The sequence below is a fragment of the Streptomyces sp. NPDC031132 genome (genome assembly GCF_055570595.1).
On record NZ_JBVIGX010000007.1, the window covers coordinates 283,565 to 309,515 of the forward strand.

General features: G+C 72.5%; 24 protein-coding genes and 1 pseudogene. 12 read left to right on the forward strand and 13 right to left on the reverse strand.

Going from position 1 to position 25,951, the window contains the following annotated elements:
- Positions 1 to 5 precede the first annotated feature (5 nt).
- Complete coding sequence (locus ACZ49B_RS13735; RefSeq protein WP_468304877.1) at positions 6 to 674, forward strand: GNAT family N-acetyltransferase; 669 nt, start codon at positions 6 to 8, stop codon at positions 672 to 674.
- A gap of 51 nt (positions 675 to 725) precedes the next feature.
- On the opposite strand, the gene ACZ49B_RS13740 is transcribed toward ACZ49B_RS13735, so the two are convergent.
- Entirely contained in the window at positions 726 to 3,041 is a 2,316-nt protein-coding gene (locus ACZ49B_RS13740; RefSeq protein ID WP_468304688.1) for a family 20 glycosylhydrolase, read from the reverse strand.
- A 136-nt stretch (positions 3,042 to 3,177) separates the two neighbouring features.
- Positions 3,178 to 4,614 carry a glycosyltransferase 87 family protein gene (locus ACZ49B_RS13745; protein WP_468304691.1) on the reverse strand — a complete coding sequence of 479 codons (1,437 nt, stop codon included), beginning with the start codon at positions 4,612 to 4,614 and terminating at the stop codon, positions 3,178 to 3,180.
- A 112-nt stretch (positions 4,615 to 4,726) separates the two neighbouring features.
- Here ACZ49B_RS13745 and ACZ49B_RS13750 point away from each other — a divergent pair, with 112 nt between their 5' ends.
- Together ACZ49B_RS13750 and ACZ49B_RS13755 are read left to right on the forward strand one after the other, a co-directional pair.
- The gene (locus ACZ49B_RS13750; RefSeq protein ID WP_468304694.1) at positions 4,727 to 5,875 is read left to right on the forward strand and encodes a molybdopterin-dependent oxidoreductase; all 1,149 of its coding nucleotides are present in this window, start codon (positions 4,727 to 4,729) and stop codon (positions 5,873 to 5,875) included.
- Positions 5,875 to 6,279, forward strand: a complete 405-nt coding sequence (locus tag ACZ49B_RS13755) for a hypothetical protein (protein ID WP_468304697.1) — start codon at positions 5,875 to 5,877, stop codon at positions 6,277 to 6,279. Before ACZ49B_RS13750 ends, ACZ49B_RS13755 begins: the two co-directional genes overlap by 1 nt.
- 129 nt (positions 6,280 to 6,408) lie before the next feature.
- Here ACZ49B_RS13755 and ACZ49B_RS13760 read toward each other — a convergent pair whose 3' ends face one another.
- Both ACZ49B_RS13760 and ACZ49B_RS13765 read right to left on the reverse strand, forming a co-directional pair.
- Entirely contained in the window at positions 6,409 to 6,672 is a 264-nt protein-coding gene (locus tag ACZ49B_RS13760; protein WP_468304699.1) for a hypothetical protein, read from the reverse strand.
- 406 nt (positions 6,673 to 7,078) lie between these two features.
- The gene (locus ACZ49B_RS13765; RefSeq protein WP_468304702.1) at positions 7,079 to 7,846 is read right to left on the reverse strand and encodes a dienelactone hydrolase family protein; all 768 of its coding nucleotides are present in this window, start codon (positions 7,844 to 7,846) and stop codon (positions 7,079 to 7,081) included.
- Positions 7,847 to 8,154: 308 nt separating this feature from the next.
- On the opposite strand from ACZ49B_RS13765, the gene ACZ49B_RS13770 reads away from it, so the two are divergent.
- From ACZ49B_RS13770 to ACZ49B_RS13780, 3 genes are read left to right on the forward strand one after another with little or no spacing between them, the layout of a single operon-like run.
- Entirely contained in the window at positions 8,155 to 8,517 is a 363-nt protein-coding gene (locus ACZ49B_RS13770; RefSeq protein WP_384561328.1) for a MarR family winged helix-turn-helix transcriptional regulator, read from the forward strand.
- Positions 8,514 to 9,947 carry an MFS transporter gene (locus ACZ49B_RS13775; protein WP_468304704.1) on the forward strand — a complete coding sequence of 478 codons (1,434 nt, stop codon included), beginning with the start codon at positions 8,514 to 8,516 and terminating at the stop codon, positions 9,945 to 9,947. The genes ACZ49B_RS13770 and ACZ49B_RS13775 overlap by 4 nt, the downstream gene beginning before the upstream one ends.
- A gap of 33 nt (positions 9,948 to 9,980) precedes the next feature.
- A complete protein-coding gene (locus ACZ49B_RS13780) occupies positions 9,981 to 10,274 on the forward strand; it encodes a DUF1330 domain-containing protein (protein ID WP_468304707.1) in 294 nt (97 codons plus the stop codon).
- On the opposite strand, the gene ACZ49B_RS13785 is transcribed toward ACZ49B_RS13780, so the two are convergent.
- Positions 10,202 to 10,789 carry a recombinase family protein gene (locus ACZ49B_RS13785; RefSeq protein ID WP_468304880.1) on the reverse strand — a complete coding sequence of 196 codons (588 nt, stop codon included), beginning with the start codon at positions 10,787 to 10,789 and terminating at the stop codon, positions 10,202 to 10,204. The genes ACZ49B_RS13780 and ACZ49B_RS13785 overlap by 73 nt on opposite strands.
- Here ACZ49B_RS13785 and ACZ49B_RS13790 point away from each other — a divergent pair.
- Positions 10,688 to 11,938 (forward strand): MFS transporter, encoded by a 1,251-nt coding sequence (locus ACZ49B_RS13790; RefSeq protein WP_468304883.1) that lies wholly within the window; start codon positions 10,688 to 10,690, stop codon positions 11,936 to 11,938. The two genes, ACZ49B_RS13785 and ACZ49B_RS13790, sit on opposite strands and share 102 nt — an antisense overlap.
- 20 nt (positions 11,939 to 11,958) lie before the next feature.
- Here ACZ49B_RS13790 and ACZ49B_RS13795 read toward each other — a convergent pair.
- From ACZ49B_RS13795 to ACZ49B_RS13810, 4 genes and pseudogenes are all read right to left on the reverse strand, one after another.
- Positions 11,959 to 12,796, reverse strand: a pseudogene (locus ACZ49B_RS13795) (Tn3 family transposase); the annotation flags it as partial.
- 244 nt (positions 12,797 to 13,040) lie between these two features.
- Positions 13,041 to 13,700 carry a class I SAM-dependent methyltransferase gene (locus tag ACZ49B_RS13800; RefSeq protein ID WP_468304710.1) on the reverse strand — a complete coding sequence of 220 codons (660 nt, stop codon included), beginning with the start codon at positions 13,698 to 13,700 and terminating at the stop codon, positions 13,041 to 13,043.
- The gene (locus ACZ49B_RS13805) at positions 13,697 to 14,350 is read right to left on the reverse strand and encodes a TIGR04282 family arsenosugar biosynthesis glycosyltransferase (protein WP_468304713.1); all 654 of its coding nucleotides are present in this window, start codon (positions 14,348 to 14,350) and stop codon (positions 13,697 to 13,699) included. Before ACZ49B_RS13805 ends, ACZ49B_RS13800 begins: the two co-directional genes overlap by 4 nt.
- A complete protein-coding gene (locus ACZ49B_RS13810) occupies positions 14,347 to 15,072 on the reverse strand; it encodes a glycosyltransferase family 2 protein (protein WP_468304716.1) in 726 nt (241 codons plus the stop codon). The genes ACZ49B_RS13805 and ACZ49B_RS13810 overlap by 4 nt, the downstream gene beginning before the upstream one ends.
- Before the next feature lie 115 nt (positions 15,073 to 15,187).
- Between ACZ49B_RS13810 and ACZ49B_RS13815 the strand changes: the two genes are divergently transcribed.
- Both ACZ49B_RS13815 and ACZ49B_RS13820 read left to right on the forward strand, forming a co-directional pair.
- Positions 15,188 to 16,045 carry a response regulator transcription factor gene (locus ACZ49B_RS13815; protein WP_468304719.1) on the forward strand — a complete coding sequence of 286 codons (858 nt, stop codon included), beginning with the start codon at positions 15,188 to 15,190 and terminating at the stop codon, positions 16,043 to 16,045.
- Entirely contained in the window at positions 16,038 to 17,153 is a 1,116-nt protein-coding gene (locus ACZ49B_RS13820) for a sensor histidine kinase (protein WP_468304722.1), read from the forward strand. The genes ACZ49B_RS13815 and ACZ49B_RS13820 overlap by 8 nt, the downstream gene beginning before the upstream one ends.
- A gap of 45 nt (positions 17,154 to 17,198) precedes the next feature.
- On the opposite strand, the gene ACZ49B_RS13825 is transcribed toward ACZ49B_RS13820, so the two are convergent.
- Positions 17,199 to 18,215, reverse strand: a complete 1,017-nt coding sequence (locus tag ACZ49B_RS13825) for an NAD-dependent epimerase/dehydratase family protein (protein WP_468304725.1) — start codon at positions 18,213 to 18,215, stop codon at positions 17,199 to 17,201.
- Between the two features lie 137 nt (positions 18,216 to 18,352).
- On the opposite strand from ACZ49B_RS13825, the gene ACZ49B_RS13830 reads away from it, so the two are divergent.
- Entirely contained in the window at positions 18,353 to 18,925 is a 573-nt protein-coding gene (locus ACZ49B_RS13830; protein WP_468304728.1) for a MepB family protein, read from the forward strand.
- A gap of 8 nt (positions 18,926 to 18,933) precedes the next feature.
- Here ACZ49B_RS13830 and ACZ49B_RS13835 read toward each other — a convergent pair whose 3' ends face one another.
- The 3 genes from ACZ49B_RS13835 to ACZ49B_RS13845 form a co-directional block, all read right to left on the reverse strand.
- The gene (locus ACZ49B_RS13835; RefSeq protein WP_468304731.1) at positions 18,934 to 20,037 is read right to left on the reverse strand and encodes a mechanosensitive ion channel family protein; all 1,104 of its coding nucleotides are present in this window, start codon (positions 20,035 to 20,037) and stop codon (positions 18,934 to 18,936) included.
- A 219-nt stretch (positions 20,038 to 20,256) separates the two neighbouring features.
- Positions 20,257 to 23,088, reverse strand: coding sequence for a glycoside hydrolase family 2 protein (locus ACZ49B_RS13840; RefSeq protein WP_468304734.1), 2,832 nt, complete (start codon positions 23,086 to 23,088; stop codon positions 20,257 to 20,259).
- A gap of 17 nt (positions 23,089 to 23,105) precedes the next feature.
- Positions 23,106 to 23,888, reverse strand: a complete 783-nt coding sequence (locus ACZ49B_RS13845; RefSeq protein WP_468304737.1) for a class I SAM-dependent methyltransferase — start codon at positions 23,886 to 23,888, stop codon at positions 23,106 to 23,108.
- 246 nt (positions 23,889 to 24,134) lie between these two features.
- Between ACZ49B_RS13845 and ACZ49B_RS13850 the strand changes: the two genes are divergently transcribed.
- Together ACZ49B_RS13850 and ACZ49B_RS13855 are read left to right on the forward strand one after the other, a co-directional pair.
- Positions 24,135 to 25,304, forward strand: a complete 1,170-nt coding sequence (locus ACZ49B_RS13850) for an aminotransferase class V-fold PLP-dependent enzyme (RefSeq protein ID WP_468304740.1) — start codon at positions 24,135 to 24,137, stop codon at positions 25,302 to 25,304.
- Between the two features lie 132 nt (positions 25,305 to 25,436).
- Positions 25,437 to 25,856 carry an Ig domain-containing protein gene (locus tag ACZ49B_RS13855; protein ID WP_468304742.1) on the forward strand — a complete coding sequence of 140 codons (420 nt, stop codon included), beginning with the start codon at positions 25,437 to 25,439 and terminating at the stop codon, positions 25,854 to 25,856.
- Positions 25,857 to 25,951: the final 95 nt, after the last annotated feature.

A 25,951-nucleotide genomic window follows, 5' to 3' on the forward strand; every position in this document is an offset into this window, starting at 1 on the left:
TGACGATGTTCGCGATGCCCCTGGGCGACGACGGCGCGGAGCTGCGTCCTCTCGAACCGTGGCAGGCCGAGGAGTTCCTGGCCCACGTGGACCGAGGGCGCGAGTTCATCGGGCAGTTCAACGGACTCCCGGACGTCGTCACGGACGTGGAATCCAGCCGGGCGTTCCTCCAGGCGTACGCGGAGAAGACCGCGGCCGACTCCGGGCGGCTGTACGGCATCCGGAGCGACGGCAAGCTGGTCGGAGCGGTCCTCTTCCGCAAGTTCGCCGTGGCCCAGGGCGTGGCCGAGGCCGGCTGCTGGCTGGAACCGTCCGCGGTGGGCAGGGGACTGGTGACCCGGGCCGTGCGCGCGATCATCGACTGGGCCGTCGAGGAGCGGGGCATCCACCGCGTGGAGTGGGTGGTCTCGGTCGGGAACGAACCCAGCATCGCCGTGGCCCGGCGGCTCGGGATGACCAAGGAGGGTGTGCTGCGGGAGTGTTACCTGTACCGCGGGAAGCGTCACGACGAGGAGGTCTGGTCGGTCCTCGCCCCGGAATGGCGGGCGCACCGGGCGCACCGGGCGCACCGGGCGCACCGGGCGCACCGGGCGCACCGGGCGCACCGGGCGCACCGGGCGCACCGGGCGCACCGGGCGGACGGGGCACGCCCGCCGCACCCGGCGGAGGCCTGACGTCTCCCGGCACATGCCGTCGCCGGGAGACGTCCACGAGCTGCGCTCCCGTCAGGTGATCTGCCACCGCTGGTAGCCCGAACCGGAACTCGACTGCTGCGTGACCAGGGCGCCGTCCGCACCCGACGCGGTGGTCAGCAGGAGCGTGCTCTTCCTGTTGGCCACCGCGTACTCGCCCCCGCCGAGAGCGGTGATCAGCCAGCGCTGGCTTTCGCCGCCGTTGCAGGTGGCCTGGACGACGGCCGCACCGGGCGCCGTGGAGCCGCCCGAGACGTCCGCACAGAGCCTGGACGAGCCGTTGACCATGGAGTAGGACCCGTCGGCGTCGAGTGCCAGCTGCCACTGCTGGTTGGGACCGCCGTGCGGTGTCCAGGTGATCAGCTGGGTGCCGGAGGCGCTGGAACTCGCCGGGTCGTCAAGGGCCTTGCCGGCTGCGCCGAGGGTCCGGGTGCCGCTCAACTGGCCTCCGTACACCTCGAGCTCGTACAGCGAATAGCCGTACGCGGTGCCGCGCCTGCTCCCGTACACGCGGATGTAGCGGCCGGATCCGGACAGTCCGGTGAGCTCCTGGACCCCGCCGGCGCCGGTCGTGGTCGAGTACACGGTGCGCCAGGTGGTCGCGTCGTCGGAGAGCTGGATCTGGAAGGCCTTTCCGTACGCCGCCTCCCAGCGCAGCACCACCCGGCTCACGGCCTGGCCGGAGCCGAGGTCCACCTGGAGCCACTGCGGGTCGGCGTAGGCGCTGGACCAGCGGGTTCCGGGGTCGCCGTCGGTGGCCGAGGAGGCCGGGAAGTCGGCGGTCTCGGTGCTGGAGGCGGTGGTCGGCCGGTTGCGGGCGAGGTTGCCGGGCTGGGCGAGGCCCGGCCAGGCGGGGTTGTGCCCGACCGCTGCCGCGATCGGGGTGAAGGCGGCGTACGTGCTCGCCGGCTTCGGCGAGCCCCAGGTCTGCTGGGCCAGGGCGCGCAACGGGTACATGATGCCCGCCGCGATCTGGTCCTGCGTCTCGGCGGTCGGGTTGTCGCACCAGACGTGGATCAGTGAGCCGGGGTTCTTGGCGGGGTCGGTGAGGGTGGCGCCGCCCTCGAAGCGGTCGGGGGTCCAGGTTTCGTACATCCACTTGGTGTCGGGTTTGGCGCCGCCGAGCACGTAATAGGTCGGAGTCCAGGACTCGTTGGCGACCGTGTGGCCGGCCGCCGCCAGCTGCTGCGGGGTGAGCCCGTAGCTGTACCAGTACTCGACGAGGATGCCGGCGTTCGGGGTGACGGTCCCGTCCCCGGCCTTGATGCCGTCGTTCCACATCCGGGTGGTCTTGCCGGCCGCCCGGACCAGGCCGTCGGCCCAGTTCACGAACCCGTAGTAGGTGTCCTTGGCGGTGGCACCGGCCCCGTAGTGAGAGCGGGCATAGCTGAGCAGCTGCGGGTACTTGGCGTAGTCGGTGACGTATTCGTCCGCGCCGATGTGCCAGTACGGGGCGGGGAACAAGGGCAGGTACTCGTTCACCAGGTCCTTGATCAGGGCGTACGAGGCCGGCAGCGAGAGGTCGATGAAGTCGGGGCTGGCCGTCCCGGAACTGTTCTTGAGCTTGAGCTCGGGGTGGGCGGCCAGGACGGCGTTCATGTGCCCCGGCGTGTCGATCTCGGGAACGATCGTGACGTGGTACTTCTGCCCGAGCGCGACGAGGTCGGCGATGTCCTGCTTGGAGTAGTGGTCGGCGGAGACGATCTCCGGATGGGTGGAGCTCTCGAGGCGGAAGCCGAACGTGTCCGACAGGTGGAAGTGGAAGTAGTTGAGCTTGAGGTAGGCCAGCTCCTTGATGTGCTGCTTGACCCAGTCGACGGTGAAGAACTTCCGGCCCTGGTCGATCATGAGCCCGCGCTCCGGCTTGGTGGGCCAGTCCACCGCCGTACCGGCCGGCACCGAGGGCGACTGGTGGAGGAGCTGGAGCACGGTGCGGGTGCCGTAGAACGCGCCGGTGTCGGTCCCGGCCCGGATGCCGACGGACTGACCGACGGTCAGCCGGTAGCCCTCGGCGGGCAGTCCGGGGTCGCCGAGGCCCAGCGCGATGTCGCCGGGGGCGGCGCTCCCCGTGACGACGATGACGGGACGCCCGGCCAGCGCTCCGAGATCGTCGGCGAGCGTGGCGGCCTCGTCGGAGAGCTGGGCGGTGTAGGCGGGGTCGACGACGATACGGCTGGCGGCGGTGAAGGCGTACGTACCGGTCCCGGCCGTCCACTGCCGCAGCGCCGGTACGGTCTGTGGCGGCCCGGCGGCGGCCTGCGCGGGCGCGGGTCCGGCCACGGCGACACCGGGTAAGGAGAGCGCGGCCACCGCGCACACGGCGGCGATCAGCAATCTGAGCAGACGCATGGCAAGTTCCCCAAGCAGGTGGGAGGGAAGGGGAGTTCAGACAGTCGGCCAAAGTGCAGCCAAAGTGCAGCGCAGTGCCGGAGGCATGTCAATACCTGCTCGAAACTCCGTCCCACCGAGCAGGATCGCGCATCTGCTAGGACATCGTGGACGAGTTCGTCGAGCCCCGCGAGAAGCTGCCGAACGACGGCCGCCCGCGCCGGCGTACCGCGGTGACCACGAGCACCAGGAGCACCGCGAGGCCGTACGCCGTGGCGCTCACCGCCTCGCGCGAGCCGAACACCTGGCCCGTGACGTACACGGCGGGGCCCGCGACCGCGATCCCCAGCCACTCCCAGCGTCCGTCCAGAGCCACGAGCGCGACCAGCAGCAGGGCGTACCACGAATAGCCCGGCGTGAGCAGCGCGAACGCCCACCCCGTCACCAACAGCGCTCCGCTCCAGGGCCGTCGGGGATCCCCGCGCCACAGCACGTACCCGCACACGCCCGCCATCACGGCGAGCAGCACCGGCAGCGCCCAGCTGTCCGGCAGTACCAGCCGCAGCAGTGCATAGCGGGAACCGGCCGAGGCGTCCTCGTACCCCTCCTCCTCCACGTATCCGCCGAGGTAGCCGAGGACGGAGCCGTGCGAGAGCAGGACGTACGGCAGGTACGCGAGCGCCGTGAAGGCGGCGGCCGGCAGCAGTACGGCGACCCCATCGCGCACCCGGCGGACGCCGGACAGGGCGCCCGGGAGCACGATCGCCGGCATCAGCTTGGTGGCGACTGCGGCGCCGAGTACCAGCCCGCCGGCGGCCCGGCGCCCGAGGTGCTGCGCGGACACCAGCCCGAGACCGACCACGGCCAGCAGCACTCCCAGGACGTCCACGTGCGCGTTGTTCACGGCCTCGACCGGGACGGCGGGGCACCACGCCCAGTACGCGGCCCTGCGCGGGTCCGTGCCCCGGCGGCGCAGGATCAGCAGCAGCGCGCCGGTCACGCCGAGGGACAGCACCCCGGCGCCGATCTGGAGCGGCTTGTGCCGGGCGCCTTCGGGGGAGAGCCGGTCGACGGCCAGGAAGTACGCCTCCGCGACCGGCGGATAAATGGTGTGCACGGCGGGCCGGTTGATCCGGGTGCAGTGCGGGTCGCCCCCGGCGCCCCCCGTGTCCCCGGTGTACGGGATCCGGGCCCGGTCGGGGCCGGTGCACGCGGCGGCGCCCGTGGGGAAGAGCCAGGGGTCGCGCAGCCGGGCCAGCGCGGGGTCCTGCGGAGCGTGGTCGTACGGGGAGATGCCGGCGGACTGGACCCGGCCGTCCCAGGCGTAGCGGTACGAGTCGGTGCTGGTCCGGGGCGCGGCCACCAGCCCCGTCGCCGTCACCGCGACGGCCCCCGCCAGCACGAGCGGCACGACCAGGCCGGCCGGGACCCGCCGCAGCGCGAGCAGCGCAACGGCGAACAGCGCCCAGCAGGCCGCGTACCGCCAGGACAGACCGGCGGGGTCGGCGAAGTAGCCGTCGTAGCGGATGGTCCACACGAGGACGGCGGCGAGGGCGGAGAGGGCGGAGAGGGCGAGGGCGGTGCGCAGGTTCACAGCCGCAGCGTTCCAGGGAACGGCGCGCAACGGGGTCCCGCGCCGCCCATGTCCGCGTTTCGTAAGGTGTCCGAACCGCCTCTGAGCGGTTTCTCGGGGGTGTCATGGATCCATGCGCTTCCCCCTCCGTCTCCCCGTCGACCCGCCCGTCACGTTCAGGGCGCGGTTGCACGACGCCCGTACCGCGACCGCCCTCGGCCGCTGGCTCGGGCTGGCCTTTGCCGTCTGTTTCGCGACCGGCGTCCTCAGCCACTACCTCCAGCACCCGCCGGGCCCGCTCGCCGACCGGCTGCCGAGCCGCCCGTGCTGGGGCTACCGGTTCACCCAGGGACTCCACGTGGTCTCCGGGATCGCGGCGGTCCCGCTCCTGTTCGCGAAGCTGTGGGCCGTGTACCCGAGACTGTTCGCATGGCCGCCGCTGAAGTCGGTGCGGCACGCGCTCGAACGCGCCTCCGTGGCCGTCCTGGTGGCGGCCGGCGTGTTCGAGCTGTTCAGCGGGCTGCTCAACACCTTCCAGTGGTATCCCTGGCCGTTCTCCTTCGTGCCGGTGCATTTCGCGCTGTCCTGGCTCCTGCTGGGCGCGCTCATGGTGCACGTCGCCGTGAAGTGGCCGGAGATCCAGGCCCATTGGACCCGCCGCTCCCCGGGGACGCTCGCGCTGCCCGCGGCCGACGGCCCGGACCGGCGTGCGCTGCTGGCCGCGATCGCCGCGGGGGTGGGGGCCGTGACGCTGACGACCGCCGGGCAGTCCGTGACCGCGCTCGGGCGGCTCGACCTGTTCGCCCCGCGTGATCCCTCCGTCGGACCGCAGGGCCTTCCGGTGAACCGTACGGCGAAGGCGGCCGGCGTCACCGCGGCCTCCGTACGGGACTGGCGGCTCACCGTCGCCGGCCCGCGCCCCTACACCCTCACCCTCGACGAACTGCGCGCGATGCCGCAGTACGAGGTGACGCTGCCCCTCGCGTGCGTCGAGGGCTGGAGCAAGAACGCCCGGTGGACCGGGGTACGCGTGCGCGACCTGCTGGACCGCGCCGGAGGCGGCCCGGGCTCCCGCGCCCGGGTGGAGTCGCTGGAGGCCGTCGGCGCGTACCGGGTGATGGAGATGGGCCGCGCGTACGCCCAGGACCCGCTCACCCTGCTCGCGCTGCGCCTGAACGGCGAGGAGCTCTCCCCGGACCACGGCTACCCGGCGCGGATCATCGCCCCGAACCGGCCCGGCGTGCTCCAGACCAAGTGGGTCGGCCGACTGGAGGTGGCGTGATGGCGTGCCGGTACCTGGTGGCGGGCCTCGGACTGGCCTTGATGGGCCTGGGCGGCGCCCTGCTGATCCAGCAGCCCTCGCCCTGGCGCATCGCCCTGTGGCTCGCGGGCGCCGTCGTGCTGAACGACGGGCTGATCGCGCCGCTCGTGATCGCGGTCGCCGCGCTCACCGGCGCCCTCGGCCTGCGCCTGCGCGGGGTCCCGCGCGCAGCCCTCATCGTCGCGGGCTCCCTGACGGCGATGGCCCTCCCGCCGCTCCTGCGGCCGGGCGGAGCGGCCAACCCGACGGTCGTGCCGCTGGACTACGTGCGCAACTGGCTGCTGACGATGGCGGCCATCGCCGTGGCCGCGGCCCTGTACGTCGGGACGCGCGCGGCGCTGCGCGGGGCGCGACGACAGCCCTGAGCGACAGGACGTACGAAAGCGGCTGACGCGGACCCACTGCGCGTCAGCCGCGCCCGTCCGTCCGGGGTGTGACCGAGATACGCGCCGAAGGGGGAACGGGATGATCTCGAAGCACTGATCCGCTCGGATCTACCTGCGGCGACGTGCAGCGGGGTCGCGTTCGGCGACGTGCCGGGCGACCGAGTCGACGCCGGGGCGGGCGTAGCGCTCCAGGGAGCGGACGGAGCCGTGGCGGGAGCGGGCCGGCAGCATCGGGGTGGAGGTGCCGTCCTCCGCGTCGTGCGTCAGGGCACTGTGACGTAGCCGGTGAAGCGTCCAGCCGTCCAGGTCCTCGATGTCGTCGGGTGAGGCGAGGGGGTTTGCCGGCAGCCAAGGCCCCGTCCGAACACCCACGCTCGACGTGTGCCCGGAGACCGGCCTGGTTCTCCGCGAGAGCCTCGGTGCGGTCCGGCGGCGCCGGCCGCCGCTCGATGCCGATCGTCGGATCGCACTCGATCCAGCCTTGGCGCTGCCACCAGCCGATCGCCTTGCGCGCGATGGACAGCTCCCGGTTGACGGTGTCGGCGTCCAGCTCGCCCGCCCGCGCCGCCGCCAGCTCGGCCAAGACCTCCGGCAGCACCGGTTCTTCGATCCCGGCGACGGGGAAGAGTACGGTCACCGGTTCGATCGTCGCGCCGTCCCGCCCTCCCGCACTGCCGCGGTAAATCCGGTATTTACTGCGGTAGTTGTGAATACGTCTCGGTGATCGAGCAACCGCCCGAATACGTTTCTGCGGTGCGGACTCGAGGGGAGCGGACTGTCAGTGCCCGGGGTCGGCACGCTTACCTGGGGCATGCCCCAGATCCTCCGTCACGGGCAGGCATTCGGCGAGCAGGTCGACGACGTCGCGCCAGGCTCGCTGCGCGTGCCGTGGGTGGTAGCCGACGCCGGGGACCACCGGGTGGTCGACCGGCGGGTGGTGGAAGGCGTGCAAGGCACCGCCGTAGACCGTGAGGCGCCAGTCGACGCCCGCGGCCTGCATCTCGGCGGTGAACGCGTTCCGTTGCGCGGGCGGCATGATCGGGTCTTCCGACCCGACCCCGGCCCACACCGGGCAGCGAATGCGCGCCGCCTCGCCCGGTCGGCCCGTGGTCAGTGCGTTGACTGTCCCGATCGCGCGCAGGCTGACGCCGCCGCGCCCGAGTTCCAGCCCGACGGCACCCCCCGTGCCGTAGCCGACGACGGCGATCCGGTCGGGGTCGGTCCGCGGTTCGGTGAGCAACACATCGAGCGCCGCATGGCCGATGCCTCGCATCCGCTCGGGATCAGCGAGCAGCGGCAGGCAACGGGCCAGCATCTCCTCGGGGTCGCCCAAATAGCGCCCGCCATGAAGGTCGAAGGCCAGTGCTGTATATCCCAGCTCGGCGAGAGCATCGGCCCGGCGGCGCTCGACGTCGCTGAGCCCCATGCCCTCCGGTCCGAGCAGCACCGCGGGCCGGCGGTCGACACCGGCCGGGAGCGCGAGGTGCCCGATCATCGTCAAACCGTCGGCCGGATACTCGACCGTACGCGTCGTAATCGTCGTCATGAGACGGGACCTTAGTGATCGTCGAGCCCGGTCCGGCCGCTGTTCTGCCGCTGGCAGAACAGCGCGGGCATCCCTCTGACATACGGCGACCGCCCGGCTGCTGGGCCTGGCACTGACCCGGATCCGGCGGGCCGGCCTGCTCAAGGGGCGTGTCGCCCGCGCCAGTCGACCATTTACATAAACTGTGAATATAAAAATGCTATACTTCTGGCATGAGTCGTCAAGACACCGCTCCTGGCGCATCCGCCGCCATCGGGGCAGCCCTCTACGGCCTGGCCACCAGGGCCGCGAGACGCCTGCCCCGGGACATGAGCCTGACGTCCGCCGCCACCCTGGCCACCCTGGACCGGACCGGCCCGCGGCGCATCACCGATCTGGCCGCGGTCGAGGGCGTCACCCAGCCCGCGATGACCGCCCTGGTCCGGGTGATGGAGGAGTCCGGCCTGGTCGAGCGGCGGGGCGACGCGTCCGACAAGCGGGTCACGCTGGTGTGCCTGACCGAGGCCGGCGCCTCCTATGTCAGGACGCGGCGCCAGGCGGGCGTCCACGCGTTCGAGCGGTTGATCGGCGAGCTCACCGGCGACGAGGTCGAGGCGCTGGTGGCGGCCCTTCCGGCGCTGAAGCATCTGACGGAGCTCGAAAGCCAGGACCGCGAAGGGCCGAAGCAGTGACCGGGCAGCCGGTCGGCGGGGTCGCGGTGAAGGCGTTCCCGGTGGCGCGTTCCGAGGCGCGGCTGCTGGTCCCCGCCCTGATGTTCATCGCTCTGGTCGTGGCGGCGGTCGCCAGCCTCGGGACGCCGCTCATCACCAGCGTGGCGACCTCGTTCCACGTCTCGCTCGGCAGCGCGCAGTGGACGCTGACCGTCGCGCTGCTCAGCGGCGCCGTCGCCACGCCGCTCCTGGGCCGGCTCGGAGCCGGCCGGCACCGGCGGGCCACGATCCTCGCCACGCTGGCGGTCGTCGTCGCCGGCAGCGTGCTCACCGTGCTGCCGCTGCCGTTCGCGTGGCTGCTGGCCGGCAGGGCGGCCCAAGGCGTCGGGCTCGGGCTGACGGCGCTGATGATGGGCGTGGCCCGGGACCACCTCCCCGAGGAGCGCAGCGCGGCCGTGATCGCCCTGATCTCGGTGGTCTCGATCATCGGGGCCGGCGTCGGCTACCCGCTGGCCGCACTGCTCGCCGAGCTCGGCGGGGTACGGGCCGCCTACGGCCTCGGCCTGGTCGTCACCGCCGCCGCCCTCCTGACCGCGTGGCGCTCCATGCCCGAAGCCCCCGAAGGCCGCTCCGCCCACGTGGACGTGGCAGGCGCGGTCGTCCTGGCCGCTGCGCTGCTCCTGGTGCTGTTCCTCGCCGGCGAACGGAATCTGTGGAGCCGGCACCTCGCCGTGGCGGTGGGCCTCGCCGTCGTCGCGGTGGTGCTGCTCTGCGTCTGGGCCGTCATCGAGCTGCGCAGCACGACGCCCCTGGTCGATGTGCGGGCGGTGCGGCACCCGGCGGTCGCCGGGGCGAACCTCGCCATGTTCGTCGGCGGGATCGGCATGTACCTCCTGCTCACGCTCATCACCCGGTACGCGCAGACGCCGCACGACGCCGGCTACGGCTTCGGGCTGACGACCTTCGTCGCCGGGCTGGTCCTCATCCCGTTCTCGGTGCTGGGGTTCGTCGCCGGCAAGCTCACGCCGCGGGTCCGGACGCGGATCACCGACCCCCTGCTCCTGGCCGGCAGCGCCGTCGTGGTCGGCGGCGGGTTCGCCCTGTTCGCGGCGGCCCGGTCCGACCTGGCCGAACTGTTCGCGGCGATGGGCGTGCTCGGCTTCGGCGTCGGCGGCTTCTCGGCCGCGATGCCCGGCGTCATCCTGGCCGTCACCCCCAAGAGCGAGACGTCGAGCGCCATGAGCTTCCACTACGTCGTCCGCAGCGTCGGGTACTCCCTGGGCAGCGCCATCGGCGGCCTGATCCTCGCCGCGGGCACCGGCCCCGGCCACCTCTTCCCCGACGACAGCGCCTACACCACCGCGGCGCTGGTCGGCATCGGCGCCATGGCGATCACGACGCTGACAAGCCTCGCTCTCGCCCGCCGATGCTCGTCCGAGACCCACCCGTAAGTCAGATGCACTCATCCCCACACTGGAGGTTCCATGCCCAAGGGCTACTGGGTCAGCGTCTACCGCACCATTTCAGACCCTGAGAAGCTGGCTGCTTACAACGAGTTGGCCGCTCCGGCCGTCAAGGCCGGGGGCGGTCGGGTCCTCGTCCGTGGCAGTCGGGTCGTGGCGCATGACGCCGGAATCGCCGAGCGCACCGTCCTGATCGAGTTCGACAGCTTCGAGCAGGCCGTCGCGGCGCGCGAGAGTGCGGCCTACCAGGAGGCGCTGGTCGCCCTCTCCGACGGCGTCGAGCGAGACTTCCGCATCGTCGAAGGCATCGACTGACCGAGGTCCAGCCGCATCTTCACGGGTCGGCGCCCGCCCTGGTTGCCCTTGGCCTCGGCGGCGCGCAATCCGTCGTAGGCCAGCTCGCGCTGGAGGACGTCGAGCACGTCGAGGACGTGCCCGGTGCCGCGTACGAGGCGGAACGTCTCGGAGATGTGCAGGGTGTCCCCGGGCCGCGCGTAGGTGAGCAGTTCGCGGAACTTCGGGCGCTGGAGCGGGTGGAGGCGGCTGGACGTGCCCGGGTCCTCCTCGAAGACGACCGGGTCCTCGATCCCGGCCTCGTGAAGGACGAGGTCGTTCGACGACAGATTCCTCGGGGTGGTGCGGTCCTGGTCCGTGCCCCTGTCGGAATCGGAGCACGCGCCCTTGGCGCTACTCCCGCCGGATCTGCGACCTCTGTTAGCGTGCCGCCCATGATCAAGGGCGACTTGGCGGGTCGAATAGGCCGGGTGGCGGGGGACAGCAGGCCGGAGCGCGTGCTGATCGCCGCCAGTTTCGTCAACCGAGTCGGCAATGGTCTGTTCAACGCGGCGTCGGCGCTCTATTTCACCTTGGTCGTGGGCCTGCCCGCAGTGCAGGTCGGCGCCGCGCTCACCATCGCCGGAGTGATCGGCCTGTGCGCGGGGATACCAGGCGGGCATCTCGCCGACCGGCGAGGGGCGCGCACGATCATAATGTTGGCCCTCGCGGTCCAGGCGGTGTCGATGGCGGCCCTCGTCCTCGTCGAGAGCTGGGCCGCGCTCACGGTCATCGCGACGGTCGACCAGATCGCCGCGGCGGCCGGCGGGGCGGCCTGGGGCGCTCTGGTGGTCCGGGTCGGGGGTGAGCGCCCGGCCCTGTTCCGTGCCAAGCTGCGCACGTTCGTCAACCTGGGCGTCGTCCTGGGAACGGTGGGTGCGGGGCTGGCCCTGGCCGCGGACACCCGCGGCGCCTATGTCACGCTGATCCTCGGCAACGCGGCGAGCTTCGCCCTGTGCGCGCTGCTGCTGCTCCTGCTGCCCCGCTATCCGGCGCTGGCGGCGCCGCCGCAGCAGCGGCGCTGGCTCGCTTTTGCGGATCGTCCGTTCCTGGCGTTCACCGCCCTCTACGGGGCCATGGGACTGCAGTACCCGGTGGTCTCGCTGCTCCTGCCGATCTGGATCTCCGAGCACACCGAAACGCCGCGGTGGACGGTGGCTGCGCTGTTCGCCGTCAATTCCCTCTTCTGTGTGCTGATGCAGACCAGGATCGGCTCGCGCATCGAGACCTTGCACGACGGTGGCCGGGCGTTCCGCACGGCGGGGCTGCTCTTCCTCGTCAGCTGCCCGATGATGGCGCTGGCGGCGTACGCCCCTGTCTGGGCGGCGGCGGGACTGGTCCTGGCCGCGATCTTCGTCCACAGCCTGGGAGAGGTGTGGGAGTCATCGGCGGCCTTCGCCCTGGGCTTCGGTCTTGCCCCCGACCACGCACAGGGCCAGTACCAAGGTGTCTTCGGTCTCGGCTTCAGCGCGGGCCAGGCTCTCGCCCCCGCGATCCTCACCACGGTGGTGCTCGGCCTCGGCACGGCGGGCTGGCTGCTGCTGGCGGTGTTCTTCGCGGCGCTGGGCGCTGTCGGCCCATCTCTTGCCCGCTGGGGCATACGGACCCGGCCGCAGCCGGGCGTTGCCGCGGAAGTGACGGCATGACCAGCGAGTAGACGTCGGCAACCTTGTTCCTCGTCGTCGTCCAGCTCCGGCCCATCCGGAACCCGCAGCGGCGGCAGGGCGCCGGTGGACGGGACGCCGGCGGTGAAGCTGTAGCGGCCGAGCAGGTTCAGATCGCGGTGTTCGAGCGGGGAGAGTCGGGCGACATCCTCGTCGCGGATCTCATGGCCCTCGGCACGTAGTTGGGCGACTGCGGCGTCGATGTACTTCGTGGTCCAGAGCACGATGGCGTCGAGGACCAGACCGAGCGCGCAGAGCTGGTCCAACATCCCGTCGCGGTACGCCTGGTGGAGGGTGCCGCGCTTGCCGTGGCACACGTCCCGGGCCAGCTTGTGGCGGGGCTCCTGGACGGTGAGCTGCCGGTTCATCTGCCGGCGGTAGGTGTCGTCGACCGGGTCGACCACGCGCAGCAGGTGTTCGGTCTTGGCGATCCGCCCGTACTCGGCGAACGCCGCGCCCAGCGGGGTCGGGCGGCCTTCGCGTCCGAACATGCGCAGCAGGTCGTAGGCGCAGACCTGGTTGGTGACCAGTGAACCGGCGACCTTCGGCATGTCCGGCCAGTACGTGATCACCTTGCTCAGGTTGACGCGATGGGGGGGCCAGGTCCTCCACCGCACCGTGGTTGCCGGTCTCGACGCCGGGCATCGTGGCCCGCCAGAGCCGCTGGTCGTCCAAGTCGCGGAACCGCGGGCCGAAGTTGTAGCCGAGGATCTTGAACAGGCGTAACACCATGTCGGAGTATGAAGCGTTGTCCGTGGCCACCCTCTCCGGTTTCACCCCGCCGTCCAGGTTCAGCAGCGCGTCCAGGATGTGCGGGGTGCCGGAGACGACGCGTCGTCCCGTCACTGTCACGGTTCTCCAACAGCCGCATGAGCCCCGCCCGCTGAGCAGCGCTTGCGGATCGACTGCTCGACGATCCCGCGGGCCTTGGCCTGGTCGTACGTCACTCCGGCCTGCAACATCCCCACCAACGACACTGAGCCGAATGGGTGACGGCCGACGGGGGCTCGGGGCTTCAAGATCATCCCGTTGCCCCTGTGGCGCGTATCTCGGTCACACCCCCGCCCCGGTCGGCGGTGTGCGGTCAGCGGCGCAGCTGCACGAACGCGCGGCCCGCGGCATGCCAGGTCACCGCTCGGCTCCAGCCCGCGTCAGCCGCCTCGACGCCGAGCGCACGGATACCGAGCCGGGCCCACGGGAACGGCGCCCCGCGGCCGCCGTGACCGTCGTCGACATGGACCTCGACGCGCTCGTCGACGTCCACGGTGGCCACCTCGACCAGCAGCGAGCCGCCCGGGGCCGCGAGCCCGGCGGCGCGGCGCAGCAGCGCACCGGGGTCGCCGCCGATGCCGATGTTGCCGTCGATCAGCAGGACCGTGCCCCACCGGCCCTCGCCGGGCAGCGGATCGAACACCGACCGGCACAGGGCGCTGCCGCCGGTGCGTACCGTACGGGCCACCGCCTCCGGGGTCACGTCCACGCCCAGCGCGGGGTGCCCGCGGCGGGCGAGGGCGGCGACCAGGCGACCCGGTCCGCAGCCTATGTCCAGGACCGGGCCGTCGCAGCGGGACAGGACGGTGGTGTCGGCGGTGTCGGGCTCTGCGCACCAGCGCTCCACCTCCAGCGGCAACAGCCAGCCGTCGCTGCGGCGCAGGTAGAGGGGGCCCTGACCGGTGCGCAGGGCGTCGGCGTACGGGTCGGCCCGCCAGGCCTGGGCGGCGGGCTCCGTCAGCTGCGCGGTCATCGGACGGCCGCGCACAGCTCGGCGTGCAGGGCGGCGAAGCGAGTTCCCGGCGCTGCGGCCGCGACCAGCGCCGCATCGTCCGGGGTGTCGACGTCGCGCAGCGCCGGGAGGTCCCGTACGGTCCGCCCGGAGGTGGTCAGCCGCAGCCGCTGGACCTCCCCGGTCCACGGTTCGGACATGGGCACGCCGATCAGCAGCGCCGGGTCGGGCTCGGCGAGCCCGAGGGCCCAGAAACCGCCGTCCAGTGCCGGACCGAACCAGGCCTTCGTACGGCCGAAGTCGAGGCCCCGGGCAAGGAGTTCCGGGGTGACCTGCGGGGTGTCCATGCCGATCAGCAGCGTGGGGCCCCCGTACAGGGCGAAGGCCGCGGCCAGCCGGGAGTCGAGCCCGCCCGCGCACTGCGGGACCACCTCGATCCCGTCCGGCAGCCAGTGTCCCGGCGCCCCGTCGAGGTAGAGGACGCGCCGCCGGGCCGGCGTGGCGAGGACGGCGTCCAGAGTGTCCTGGAGCGCGGCGCGGGCCAGGTCGGCGGCCTGCTGCGGGGTGAAGTGCGGGGTCAGCCGCGTCTTGACCCGGCCTGCGACCGGGGCCTTGGCGATGACGAGCAGGGTGCCCTCGTCGGTGCCGGAGTTGCTCCCGACCGTACTCATGCGCCGACCCCGCCGGCCGGGACGGACCGGGTGCCGGGCGCCTCGGCCAGCACCCGCCGCATGTCCCGTACCGCATGCCAGGTGCCCCGCCAGGTGCCGGTGACCTTCGACTTCCCGGAGCGCGGCAGGTACGGGACGTCCGTCTCGGCCACCCGCCAGCCCGCATCGGTAGCCCGTACGACCATCTGCAGCGGGTAGCCGCTGCGCCGGTCGGTCAGGTCCAGGCCCAGCAGTGCCTCGCGGCGCGCGACCCGCATCGGTCCGAGGTCGTGCAGCCGCAGCCCCGTACGGCGGCGCAGCATCCGCGCCAGCGCGAGGTTCCCGGCGCGGGCGTGCGCGGGCCACGCACCGCGGCCCTGCGGGCGGCGCCGGCCGAGCAGCAGGTCGGCCTCGCCCGCCGCGACCCGCGCCGCCATGGGAGCGAGCAGGGCGGGGTCGAGCGAGGCGTCGCAGTCGCAGAAGCAGACGAGGTCGGCGCTCGCGGCGAGCAGCCCGGCATGGCAGGCGGCGCCGAAGCCGCGCCGGGGTTCGCGCACGACGGTCGCCCCCAGCCGGCGGGCGATGTCGGCGGAGCCGTCGGTGGAGCCGTTGTCGACGACGATGGCCCGCCAGCCGGCCGGCACCCGCGCCAGCACCCAGGGGAGCGCCTCCGCCTCGTCGAGGCACGGCAGTACGAGGTCCGCCCGGGGCGGCACACAAGCAGAATCAGTCACGGTCCACACCGTAGGAAGCGGACGCGGACGAAAGGGGCTCCAAGTCCTTACGAAACGCGGACGCCGTGCCCGATCGGGGGATGGCGCATTCCACGCGGCCCGGGGCGGATGTCAGGCTGGGGCCATGGCAGTGAGCAATACGCAGAGTACGGACGAGGGCCGAGACGCCGTCGGCCCCGGCGGGGCGGGTACCCCGGAGCGGTGGGGCAGCGTCCTGGTCGTGGAAGACGACCCGACCGTCTCGGAGGTGGTGGCCGGATACCTCGACCGGGCCGGCTTCGCCGTGCGCCGGGCCGCCGACGGACCGTCCGCCCTCCGCGCCGCCGAGGAGCAGCGCCCGGACCTGGTCGTCCTCGACCTCATGCTCCCGGGCATGGACGGACTGGAGGTGTGCCGGCGGCTGCGGGCGCGCGAGCGCGGCGCCGACCCGGGCGGAGGCCAGGGCGGCACCCCGCCCCTCCCGCCCGTCCCGGTCATCATGCTCACCGCACGCGGCGACGAGGACGACCGGATCCTGGGCCTGGAAGTCGGCGCGGACGACTACGTGACCAAGCCGTTCAGCCCGCGCGAACTCGTCCTGCGCGTGCAGTCGGTGCTGCGCCGGGCCGTCCCCGCCCCGCCGGCAGCCGGCCCCCGGCTCACCGCGGCGGGCCTGAGCCTGGACCCGGCGGCCCGCCGAGTGAGCAAGGACGGCCAAGAGCTCGCCCTCACCCTGCGGGAGTTCGACCTCCTCGCCTACTTCCTGCGCCACCCCGGGCAGGTCTGCGACCGGGAGCGGCTCATGCGCGAGGTCTGGGGCTGGGACTTCGGCGACCTGTCCACCGTCACCGTCCACGTCCGCAGGCTCCGCGGAAAGATCGAGGACGACCCGGCGAGCCCCCGGCTGATCCAGACCGTCTGGGGGGCCGGCTACCGCTTCGACGCCCACCCCGCCCCGGCAGCCCCCGCCACGGACCACGGGACGGAGATCGGACATGCGTGACCAGGACCTGCTGCTGATCGCCCTGTACGCGCTGCTCGGCGCGGGCGGCGCCGGAGCGCTGGGCGCCGTCGCCCTGCGGATGCTGCGGCGGCGCAGCATCGCCGTTTCGCTCGCCGTCGTGACCGCCGTCGCCGTGTTCGCGATGCTCGCCGGAACGCTCACGGTGGCCTGGGCGATGTTCCTCTCCGCCCATGACCTGACCGTGGTGACCACGGTCGTCGCGGTGGCGGCCGCCGTCTCCCTGGGCACCGCCCTGCTGCTGGGCCGGCAGGTCGTACTGCGCTGCCGCGAGCTCGCCGCTGCCGCACGGGTCTTCGGCGAGGAGGGCACGTTCACCACACCCACCGTGCCCGCCCCCGCCGAACTCACCGCGCTCAGCCGCGAACTGGCCCTGACCAGCGAACGCCTGGAAGTGTCCCGGGAGCGCGAGCGGGCCCTGGAGACCTCACGGCGTGAACTGGTCGCCTGGATCTCGCACGATCTGCGCACCCCGCTGGCCGGTCTGCGCGCCATGTCGGAGGCGCTGGAGGACGGCATGGCCGCCGACCCCGCCCGCTACCACCGGCAGATGCGCACCGAGGTGGACCGCCTCAACTCGATGGTCGGAGACCTCTTCGAGCTCTCCCGCATCCACGCGGGCGCCCTCACCCTCATGCCCACCCGGCTGAACCTCTACGACCTGGTGGGCGACGCCCTGGCCGGAACCGACGCCCTCGCCCGCGAGCACGGCGTACGGCTGGTCGGCGACGGCATCGCACCGCTCCCGGTGGAGGTCGACGGCAAGGAGATGACCCGCGTCCTGTCGAACCTGCTGGTCAACGCCATCCGCCACACCCCGGCCGACGGCACGGTCGCGATCGCGGCCGAATCCCGCGAGGGAGCGGTGGTGCTGTCGGTCACCGACGCCTGCGGCGGCATTCCCGAGGAGGACCTCACGCGCGTGTTCGACACCGGCTGGCGCGGTACGCAGGCCCGCACGCCTCCGGGAGGCGCGGGCCTGGGCCTGGCGATCGTCCGGGGCATCGTGGAGGCCCACGACGGGCACGCACACGTCCGCAACGTCTCGGGCGGCTGCCGCTTCGAACTGACCCTCCCGGCCCCCGCATAGGGGCCGGGAGGGCCGGTGGCCCGGCGGGATCGCCGAGCCGGCGGCTCAGGGCGTGTCCGCCCCGGCCGCCAGCTCCGCCATCCCGGCGGCGAACGGCACCACCGGCCGCCAGCCCAGTTCCCGGCGCAGGCGCGCCGAGTCGGCGGTGATGTGCCGTACGTCGCCCAGCCGGTACTCGCCGGTGACGACCGGGTCCTGGCCCCCGCAGGCGGAGGCCAGGGCCTTGGCCATGTCCCCCACGGTCCGCGGATCGCCGCTGCCGACGTTGTACGCGGCGAAGCCGCCCGCCGCAGCCCGCGGGGACTCCGGCGACTCCAGCGACTCGAGGGCGACCGCGTTGGCCACCGCCACGTCCCGCACGTGGACGAAGTCCCGCCGCTGGCCGCCGTCCTCGAAGACGCGGGGTGCCTCACCCCTGGCCAGCGCCGAACGGAACAGCGCGGCGACCCCCGCGTACGGGGTGTCGCGGGGCATCCCCGGCCCGTAGACGTTGTGGTAGCGCAGCGAGATCCCGCGGCCGCCGGTGGCCCGCGCCCAGGAGGCCGCGAGGTGCTCCTGGGCCAGCTTGGTGGTGGCGTAGACGTTCCGCGGATCCATCGGCGCATCCTCTCCGACCAGCCCGGGCGCCAGGTCGGCGCCGCAGGCCGGGCAGCGCGGCTCGAACCGGCCGGCCGCCAGATCGACCTCGGCACGCGGCCCGGGCCGGACCACGCCGTGGACGGTGCACTCGTACCGCCCCTCGCCGTAGACGACCATCGACCCGGCGAGCAGCAGCCTGTCCACCCCCGCCTCGGCCATCTGGGCGAGCAGTACCGCCGTACCGAGATCGTTGGCCGACACGTAGCCGGGCGCGTCCCCGAAGTCCTTGCCCAGGCCGACCTTCGCCGCCTGGTGGCAGACCGCGTCGACGCCGGCCAGGGCCTCCCGCACCTGAGCGGGATCCCGTACGTCCCTCCCGTCCGCCACCAGGTCGAACACCACCGGGTCGTGCCCCCGGCCTGCCAGTTCGGAGACGATGTGCGAGCCGATGAAGCCCGCTCCTCCAGTCACAAGTACGCGCATGATCCGACGCTATGCGGCCCCGCGGCCGATGAGGCGAATACCCGGCCGCACGTCACGGATCCGTAAGAAGGAAGCCGGGCCCGGCCGTCATCCGTCCAAATGTTCGAATTTCTGGGTGTGTGTGACAAGGTGAACGGATGACGGAACGCCGCGAGAGCTCTGCCCCTCAGCACACCCGTACCGGACCCGAACCGTGGTCGGATGCGATCGGGGTCCCCGGCGATCTCCTCGCGGCGAAGTCGCGCGTCTACGACCCCTGCGGATTCATCTGCTCGCAGCCGCTGCCCGAGGCCGAGAGTGCCGAATACGCTGCGCACGCGTTCACCCTCGACGGCCGCCGCGTCCGGTTCCGTGCAGCCAAGACGACGCCCACCAAGGTCGGCCAGTTCGTCACCGTGTGGAAGAGGTCCGCTCGCGGGCCCATCGAGCCGTTCGACGTCGCGGATCCCGTGGACCTCGTCGTCATCGGCAGTCACGACGACGACGGCTTCGGCCAGTTCGTCTTCCCGATGGACGTGCTGCGCCGGAACGGCGTCGTATCGGTGGACGGTTCCGGCGGCAAGCGCGGCTTCCGCGTCTACCCGCCGTGGGTCACCACCGCCAATCGCCAGGCCGGGCGGGCGCAGGCGTGGCAGGTGGAGCACTTCCTCCACCTGCCACAGGACGCTCCCGCCGACCCGGCCCGCGCCGAGGAGCTCTACCACCCGTAGGGCGTTGCTCAGCCGGTGGTGGCGGGCGAACGCGTCGGGGCCTCGCGCTGGTGCGGGAGCGGGGGAGGCGTCGACGCCTGGAGCTCGTCCCGGTGGAGTGCGACCGTCCGGGTGGGAGCGGGGATCGAGATGCCCTCCGCCCTGAACCGCTGGTGCAGGCGCTTGATGAACTCGTGCTTGATCCGGTACTGGTCGCTGAACTCGCCGACGCCCAGGATCACCGTGAAGTTGATCCTCGAGTCCGCGAACGTGTGGAACCGGACGGCCCCTTCGTGGTCGGGGACGGCGCCGTTGATGTCGGCCATCACGCCGTCGACCACCTCGAGGGTCACCCGCTCGACCTGCTCCAGATCGCTCTCGTAGCCCACACCCACCTGGACCGAGATCGACAACTGCTGCTCGGGCTGGGTGAAGTTGGTCATGTTCGTCCGCGCGAGACGCCCGTTGGGGATGATCACCAGGTTGTTCGACAGGTTGCGGACCACGGTGTTGCGCCAGTTGATGTCGACGACGTACCCCTCCTCACCCCCGCTGAGGCGGATGTAGTCACCGGGCTGCACGGTCTTCGAGGCGAGGATGTGGACGCCCGCGAAGAGGTTGGCGAGCGTGTCCTGCAACGCCAGCGCCACCGCCAGGCCGCCTACGCCGAGGGCCGTGACCAGCGGTGCGATGGACACGCCCATGGTCTCGAGTGCGACGAGCACACCCATCACCAGCACCACGATCCGCGTGATGTTCACGAAGATGGTCGCCGATCCGGCCACTCCGGTCCGCGCCCCCGCCACCGACTGGACGAGCCCGGAGACGACCCGGGCGGCACTGAGCGTGGCGATGAGGATGAGCAGGGCGGTCAGGGACTGGTTCACGAACCCCAGGACCCGCGTGTGGAGCGGCAGGGTGGAGGCGGCCACCGCGACGCCGGCGATGACCGCCGCCCAGGGGGCGAGCGTGCGCAGCGCGTCGACGATGACGTCGTCCCCGCTCCACCGTGTCCGCTCGGCGTGCCGGCCCAGCCAGCGCATCAGGGCGCGCAGCAGCAGTCCGGCCAGGGCGCCCGCGGCGATCGCGATCCCGGCCACCAGCCAGTCGTGCAGGACGAGTTCCCGGTTCAACGGACGCCCTCCGCTTCGCGCCGGACCGGGGGAGCGGCGACGGGCGCTGCGGGTCGTCGTATGAGGTGTGTCGTCACCTTGTCACCTGTCAGTTCGTCGTGCATGGAGCCTCGTTCGGGCGCGTGTACGCATTCCGGAACGGGCTGCCATCCTGCCCCATGGGGCGGGGGACCACTGCAGGCGGGCCGGTGTCTGCCGCCCCCGGCCCGGGCGAGCGGCCTACCGGCGTGCCGAGGCCGGGACCGTGGCCGTCGGCGTGTTCCAGCCCGAGACCCTGATCCGGGGCGCGGACCCGCGCAGATCGGCGGTGCGGTACGTCGCCGTCACGCTCGCCGACTCACCGGGCCAGAGGCTGATCTGATTGTCGGACCACTGGACGGGCAGGACGGGGACGTCCTTGCCGTCCACCAGGTGGAGGTCGGTGAGCAGCGCCGGGGTGTTCCCGGTGCCGTTGTTGCGTACCGTGACCGTGGTCGTGGAGGTCGCCGGCGCATCGGCGCTCACGGCCGTCGTCGCCGTGGCGGACACGGAGGCCTGCGCCATGGACCGCAGGCCGGTGAGGTCGGCGTACGCGGTGGTCGGGGTGTGCCACCAGTCGCTCTTGCCGTAGTCGGAGACGTCCCGGCGCGTGGAGAGCCAGTACACGTTGCGGCTCACCTCGCGGCCGGCGGCGTCCGTCAGGACCAGCCGCGCGAGATGGGTGGTGGACAGCCCCTCCACCGAGGCCGGAAGGGTCAGCGCGGTGGTCTTCGCGCCGTCCCCGCCGACGCCGAGTCCGGTCACGGTCCGGTCGTACTTCTGCGTCCCGTCGGTGTTGAAGAGCGAGACCCGCGCGGTCAGTCCCGACACCGCCTCCGCGCGGCGGTTGACGACGGCCACCGTGCGGTCGTCGTAGGAGTACTGGATGTGCAGCGGCTCGTTCGCCTTCTTCGCGCCGAAGTAGGCGCCGCCCTGGTCGAGGAAGCGGTCCACGAGCTGCCAGTGCAGCGAGGTCCAGCCGCTGTTGAACATCCAGTAGATCACCCCCGTCGACGGCTTCGAGGCGTCGGTGGCGTTGCGCGCGTACGCCTCGAACTGCGCGCGGACGTTCTCGTACTGGGCGAGCTGCGCCTTGGCGACGTAGTCCTCGAGGCTGCGCGGGGCGCCGTACCGGGCGGTCAGCGCGTCGTCGTACAGCTTGAGCGTGGCGTAGGTGCGGGAGGGGGAGCGGTGGTACTGCGGGGCGGCCGGGTCCTTCCAGAGGGCGGTGAGCTCGGCGGGGGACATCATGCGGCGCAGGGTGTCGAGCGTGGGGACGTCGGGTCCGGCGCTGGTCTCGGAGTTGAAGCCGGTGGCTCCGCCCTCGCGTTTGTCGTACCAGTAGCCGGGCGGCACCCAGTCGTAGGGGCCGGGCATGCGCATCCCCGAAGCTCCGCTGCGGGGTGCCGACTTGGCGGAGGCGGCGGGGATCACCGGGGTGGGCCAGTCGGCGGCCTTCAGGGCGTCGAGGTAGCCCTTCTCGATCTCCTCGTCCGGGGCGAAATCGCTGCCGATGAGGAAGGAGATCACGCTGGGGTGATCGCGCAGGCGCGCGGCCTCGGCCGCCATGGACGCCTTGGCGACCGGGTAGTCGGCCGTGGACCAGCTCTCTCCGGCCTCGGTGCCGTTGACCTCGCCCTCCCACTTGGTACAGCACTGCCAGCCCGGCAGGGTGAGGATCCCGTACCGGTCGGCGAGGTCGAAGAACTCGTCCGGTTCGAGGTGCCCTTCCAGGCGCAGGGTGTTGAGGCCGAGGTCGCGTGCGTACGCCAGCCGGTCCTCGGTGTAGGTCCGGTCCCAGCGGAGCAGCTGGTCGGGGGACCAGCCGGCGCCCCGGACCAGCAGCGGCCGGCCGTTGACGGAGTACTGGCGGGCGCCGTCCTTGTCGAGCGGGGCCTGCACGCTGCGGATGCCGAAGTCGTGGCGGGAGCGGTCGGACACGGCCCCGGCCCCGGCACCGGTGCCTGGCACCGTCACCGTCAGGTCGAGTGCGTACAGCTCTTGCGCGCCCATCCCGGCGGGCCACCACACGCGCGGCGAGTCGAGGTGCAGCTGCGGCGTGTCGGCCGGGGAGAAGGCCACCGTCTTCGTCTCGTGGGCGCGCAGGGGGACGTCGCGGCGGAAGGCGATCCCGGTGCCAGTGGGGTCAGTGGGTCCAGTGGGGCCAGTGGGTCCAGCGGGGTCAGGGGCGCCGATGGTCCCGGAGAGGGTGGCGGTGACGGCTTCGGCCGAGTCGTTGCGTACCTGCGCCTTGACGGTCAGGTCCGCCGAGGCCGGGGACGGCAGTGCCAGGCTGGTGACCACGTGCGCATCGCGCAGGGCGACGCTCCCGCCGCGCCGTACGAGCACGTCGCGGACGAGGCCCATGTTCTCGTCCGGGGGCGTCTGCAACCAGTCGAGCCAGCCCATGGTCAGGTTCTTGCGGGGGTTGTTGGGCTGGATCCGGAAGGCCACCGCATTGGCGCCGGCCCGTACCAGGCCGGTGACGTCGAGCTCGTGACGGGTGTACGCGCCGGCGACCGAGGACGCGGTGGCGACCTGCTTGCCGTTGACGAACACGTCCGCTGCGGAGACCACGCCGCTGAAGTCCAGGTACGTGCGCGACGAGGTGTCCTCGACGGTGAACTCGGCGCGGAACCACCACGGCACGGTGAATTCGGCGGCCGGGATGCGCTGCTGGTCGGTGGAGTAGAAAGGGTCGGGGTGCTTGCCGTCCGCGACCAGGGCCGCGAGCACGGTGGAACGCGGCCCGGCCGGGTACCAGCCCGTCGTCGGGTAGCCCGGGGCCGAGACGACGGCCGCCGCATCGGAGACCTCGGCCGTCGACCGGATGGCGTACCCGGACAAGGGGGTGGCGCTTCCGGGCGCCGCGGGGACGGCGGTCACCGCCCGTACGTGCGCTGCCCGAGGGGAGGGAGCTGCGGTCGGAGCACCCGCGACGAGCGCACCCAACAGGCCGAGTACGGCCAGGACCCGGGTTTCCCACCGGGCAACGCGAAGAACTCGTACAACACGGACGGGCGAGGGGAACACGGTGGTCTCCGGGAGGCTCAGGCGGCGAGGGCGGAGGTGATCACCAGCGGTGGTTCGGCCCGCTCCGCGGCCCACGGGTACCGCTGGACGAGTACCGGGTCGGCGACGGCCAGGGCCTCGCCCACGGTCGGCCGGCGCTGGGTGACGTCGCGGAAGCGGCCGCGTTCCAGCAGGGCCGGCAGCAGGTCCACGGGCCAGGCGTGATTGCGTACCTCCTGCCAGGAACCGTCGGTGCGCCGCAGCCGTAGCGGCATCTCCTCGCCCGGCGCGTACGCGGCCCCCGCCGTGCCCACGCGCAGGGAGGCGTACTCCAGCCCCGTACAGGCGGGGTCGGTGGTCAGCAGTACGAACGGGGCCCCGGGCCGCAGCAGGCGGCGGATCTCGGCGAGCACCGCGAGGACGGCTTCTTCGGTCGGCAGCGAGGCCAGGACGTGATTGCACATCACCGCGTCCGCGCACCCGTCCGACAGGCCGGTCACGCGGCCGTCCCGGACCAGGTGGAACTCCGCCACCTCCGTCGCCGTGCTCCGGGCCAGCGCCAGCATCTCGGCGGACGTGTCCACCCCCAGCACCCGTGCGCCCAGTACGCGCGCCGCCCGGTCGGCCACCCGCCCCGGCCCGCAGCCGTAGTCCACGAGGACCCCGTCCTCGCCGATCCCGTGGCGGGACAGGGCCTCGAACACGAACGGGTAGCCGAGCAGCCAGTCCGTGGCCGCCTCCACCGCCGCGAACGCCTCTGCCCCGGCAGGCCCGGACCAGGCGCCGCCCTCTTGCATGTGTTCCTCTGACCCGTTGCTCACAGCTCCCCACTATCGGCCCGGCGGGCCGGGCGACGGCAGCGGCGCGCCCGTCCCGTACGAGGCTCAGGGCCGCGGGAGCGGAACCGTCGGCCCCTCCGCTCCCGCCGGGTACGACGGGTCGGCCAAGCGGGGCGAGTGCGCCGTCTCGGCGGGGCGGCTGATGTTTCCGGCCGCGGAGTCCGGGCAGTGTGGTGGACTCCGGCCCCGGCCCGGCTCTGCGGAGCTGCACGTCTCGGAAGGCATGCCATGACCTCGCCTGTCGGCAGCGAGCTGCTCCCCAACGCCCGTGAGCTGTTCGACATCCCCGACGGCATCGCCTACTTCAACACCGCGAGCCTGGCACCGACCCTGCGCAGCGGCCTCGTCGCGGGCGAGGGCGCCCTCCTCAAGCGCGCGCAGCCGTGGCGGATCCAGGGCGCCGACTGGTTCAGCGGGGCCGAGCAGCGCAGAGCGCTGTTCGCGCAGCTCATCGGGGCGGCCGCGGACGACATCGCCCTCGTGCCGGCGACCAGCTACGGGTTCGCGGTGGCCGCCGGCCATCTGACGGCGCCGGCCGGCAGCCGGGTCCTGGTCCTCGCCGGCGAGTACCCGTCCGGGATCTACACGTGGTGGCGGTTCGCCGAGCGTACGGGGGCCTCGATGCTCACGGTCGGCCGGGAGCCCGGCCAGACCTGGACCGAGGCCGTCCTCGACGCACTCGCCACGCACGACGACAGCGTGGCGGTGGTCTCGGTGCCCCGGGTGCACTGGACCGACGGCGCCCTGCTCGACCTGGACCGGATCGCCGAGCCCACCCGGTCCGCGGGCGCCGCCCTGGTCGTCGACGCCAGCCAGTCCGCCGGGGCGATCCCGATCGACATGCGCACGCTGCAGCCCGACTACCTCGTCAGCGTCGGCTACAAGTGGCTGCTCGGCCCTTTCGGGCTCGGCTACCTGTACGTGGCTCCGGAACACCAGGAGGGGAGGCCGCTGGAGGAGAACTGGATCCTGCGCAAGGATTCCCAGGACTTCGCGCGGCTCGTCGACTACCGCACCGAGTACCAGCCCGGCGCCCGCCGCTTCGACGTGGGCGCGCGCACCGCCTTCGAGCTCACCCCCATGGCCATCGCGGCCCTGGAACAGCTCTCGGCCTGGACCGTCCCGCGCATCGCCGTCACCCTGGCGGCCACCACGGCCCGTATCGCTTCGGCGGCCCGCGAGCGGGGCCTGCCCGTCCCCGCGCCGCGGGGACCGCACATGCTCGGCATCACGGTCCCCGAGGGGCTCCAACAGCGCGTGGTGGCCGCGCTGGAGGAGGCGAACGTGTTCGTCGGGGCCAGGGGCTCGGCGATCCGCATCAGCCCGCACCTCCACACCACAGGCGCCGACATCGACCTGCTGCTCACTGCGCTGGACGCGGCGCTGAACCGGCCCTGAACGTCTGCAACCGAGCCAGTAGGCCGGAACTGGCCTCCCCGGCGTGCTAGAGGAAATCGCATACCCGTGCGTAGGATTCCGACGTCCCATCGCACTTTGAACACAGCTTCCACACAAGCGAGTTCGGAGGTCATGTTGAGATCCAACAAGCGTGTCCCGCGTCGATTAGCGGTCCTGGCCGTCGGCTTGGCGGCCGTCCTGGCCGCCCCCGTCGGCTCCTCGGTGGCGGTTGCCGCAGCGCAGCCCGCCGCACCTGCAGTCAGCTCCGTGGCCGCAGCACCGGTGGTGCGCTACCCCGGCAACCAGGTCAACTACCAGTACGACAGCGTCCGGCTGCAGATGACCGCCTCAGGCGGCACGACCCCGTACGCCTGGTCGGCAACCGGTCTGCCGCTCGGCCTGACGATCAACTCGTCGACCGGGCTGATCTCCGGCGTGACGCGCGCCAGCGGCACCCGCACCGTGACGGTCACCGTCAAGGATGCGAAGGGCGCCACGGGCTCCACCACGTTCACCTGGCGCGTGATCCGCGACGCCTGCCCGCTCTGCTGACCCGCCGCCCCTGAGGACCCCGGGGGGGGGGGGGGGGGGGGGGGGGGGGGGGGGGGGGAGGGGAAAAGGAGAGGAGCCGACCCCCTAAAAAAAAA

Bases quoted from the DNA above. Each gene is read 5' to 3' on its own strand.
- ACZ49B_RS13780 (WP_468304707.1), top strand. From the start codon at position 9,981: ATGCCCAAGGGCTACTGGGTCAGCGTCTACCGCACCATTTCAGACCCT.
- ACZ49B_RS13735 (WP_468304877.1), top strand. From the start codon at position 6: ATGTTCGCGATGCCCCTGGGCGACGACGGCGCGGAGCTGCGTCCTCTC.
- ACZ49B_RS13770 (WP_384561328.1), top strand. From the start codon at position 8,155: ATGAGCCTGACGTCCGCCGCCACCCTGGCCACCCTGGACCGGACCGGC.
- ACZ49B_RS13765 (WP_468304702.1), bottom strand. From the start codon at position 7,846: ATGACGACGATTACGACGCGTACGGTCGAGTATCCGGCCGACGGTTTG.
- ACZ49B_RS13750 (WP_468304694.1), top strand. From the start codon at position 4,727: ATGCGCTTCCCCCTCCGTCTCCCCGTCGACCCGCCCGTCACGTTCAGG.
- ACZ49B_RS13825 (WP_468304725.1), bottom strand. From the start codon at position 18,215: ATGCGCGTACTTGTGACTGGAGGAGCGGGCTTCATCGGCTCGCACATC.
- ACZ49B_RS13855 (WP_468304742.1), top strand. From the start codon at position 25,437: ATGTTGAGATCCAACAAGCGTGTCCCGCGTCGATTAGCGGTCCTGGCC.
- ACZ49B_RS13800 (WP_468304710.1), bottom strand. From the start codon at position 13,700: ATGACCGCGCAGCTGACGGAGCCCGCCGCCCAGGCCTGGCGGGCCGAC.
- ACZ49B_RS13815 (WP_468304719.1), top strand. From the start codon at position 15,188: ATGGCAGTGAGCAATACGCAGAGTACGGACGAGGGCCGAGACGCCGTC.
- ACZ49B_RS13820 (WP_468304722.1), top strand. From the start codon at position 16,038: ATGCGTGACCAGGACCTGCTGCTGATCGCCCTGTACGCGCTGCTCGGC.
- ACZ49B_RS13790 (WP_468304883.1), top strand. From the start codon at position 10,688: ATGATCAAGGGCGACTTGGCGGGTCGAATAGGCCGGGTGGCGGGGGAC.
- ACZ49B_RS13755 (WP_468304697.1), top strand. From the start codon at position 5,875: ATGGCGTGCCGGTACCTGGTGGCGGGCCTCGGACTGGCCTTGATGGGC.
- ACZ49B_RS13740 (WP_468304688.1), bottom strand. From the start codon at position 3,041: ATGCGTCTGCTCAGATTGCTGATCGCCGCCGTGTGCGCGGTGGCCGCG.
- ACZ49B_RS13830 (WP_468304728.1), top strand. From the start codon at position 18,353: ATGACGGAACGCCGCGAGAGCTCTGCCCCTCAGCACACCCGTACCGGA.
- ACZ49B_RS13850 (WP_468304740.1), top strand. From the start codon at position 24,135: ATGACCTCGCCTGTCGGCAGCGAGCTGCTCCCCAACGCCCGTGAGCTG.
- ACZ49B_RS13805 (WP_468304713.1), bottom strand. From the start codon at position 14,350: ATGAGTACGGTCGGGAGCAACTCCGGCACCGACGAGGGCACCCTGCTC.